Origin of the sequence: Pseudomonas sp. ES1 (assembly GCF_050586605.1) — a bacterium.
GTDB lineage: Bacteria > Pseudomonadota > Gammaproteobacteria > Pseudomonadales > Pseudomonadaceae > Aquipseudomonas > Aquipseudomonas sichuanensis.
This window is the reverse complement of record NZ_JBOBDM010000131.1, coordinates 1-1,234: the sequence shown is the minus strand read 5'-3', so window position 1 is coordinate 1,234 and position 1,234 is coordinate 1. Positions and strand designations below refer to the sequence as shown.

1 protein-coding gene is annotated in these 1,234 nt (G+C 64.7%); it reads left to right on the top strand.

Features of this window, described 5'->3' with window-relative positions:
- Positions 1–1,234, top strand: a 1,234-nt coding sequence (locus ACQ4N9_RS26460) for a DUF6531 domain-containing protein (RefSeq protein WP_430934105.1), incomplete at both ends; no start/stop codon positions are given.

Sequence of the window (1,234 nt, the reverse complement as noted above, 5' to 3'; positions counted from 1 at the left end):
TTTGTTCAAGCCACTGATCGGCACCCTGGAAAGCTTGGCCGAAGCTGTGCCCAAGCAGCTTGCTGCCCTCGGCCAGGCCGAACGGCCGCACAGCATCGCCTGGTTGTTGACTCAGCTGCTGCAGACTGTGCAGGCCCATCCGCCGAGCCGCCGAGTAGCGGTCAACCTCAAACCCAATGGCACAGCGCAAGCCAGGCTGATTCGCAGCGAAGGGCCGACCGAAGTTGCCCGCCGCCAGGGTCGCGCCAACAAGCAGCCCAAGCCCGAGAAGAACGGCCCCTGCGCCTGCACCGGGTTCAGCATTGGCCACGTACTTGGCGACGAGACGCTGGCCCACCAGGATTTCAGTCTGCCTGGGCCGTTCCCGGTCAATTGGACGCGGGTGTACAACTCGCGGCTGGCCAAGCTGGACGACGGCAGCCTCGGCGCCCGCTGGATCACCGAGTTCACCACTTTCCTTGATACGTTCGGCCAGGGCCTGGTGCTGCATGATGCCGATGGTCGCAGCCATGAGTTGCCGCTGCCCAAGGTTGGCAAACACCATCACGACGCCATTGAATACCTGACGTTAGTGCGCTCCGCCGAGCAGCAACTGGTGTTGCTGCGTGGCCTGGACCGCCGCGAAACCTATGCCCGCGAGGGTGACCGCTTCTACCTGACGCATATCCAGCTGCGCAGCGGCGCGGGGGCAATGCTGCACTACGAGCACCGGTTCAACGGCCGGCCGGTGCTGTCGGATATCAACACCTACTCCGACAACGATCCCGAAAAACGCCACCTGCAATTGGGCACCTTGCTCGACGACCATGGGCATATCCAGGGCCTGTGGCAGGTGGTCGATGGCACGCCGCTGCGTCAACTGTGCGGCTACCACTACGACACCCACGGCGACCTGATCGCCGCCCAGGACGAGCACGGCGCTGCTTGGCACTACCAGTACCAGCATCATTTGCTGACCCGCTACACCGATCGCACCGGGCGCGGCATCAACCTCGAATGGGACGGCAGCGGCCCGCACGCCAAGGCCATCCACGAATGGGCCGATGACGGCAGCTTCGAGACCCGCCTGGCGTGGGACCCGAACATCCGCCTGACCTATGTCACCGACGCCCACGGCCAGCAGACCTGGCACTACTACGACGCCCTGGGCTACACCTACCGCCTGATCCACCCGGACGGCCGCGAGGAATGGCTGTTCCGCGACCCGCGCAAGAACGTCATCCGCCACGTCCAC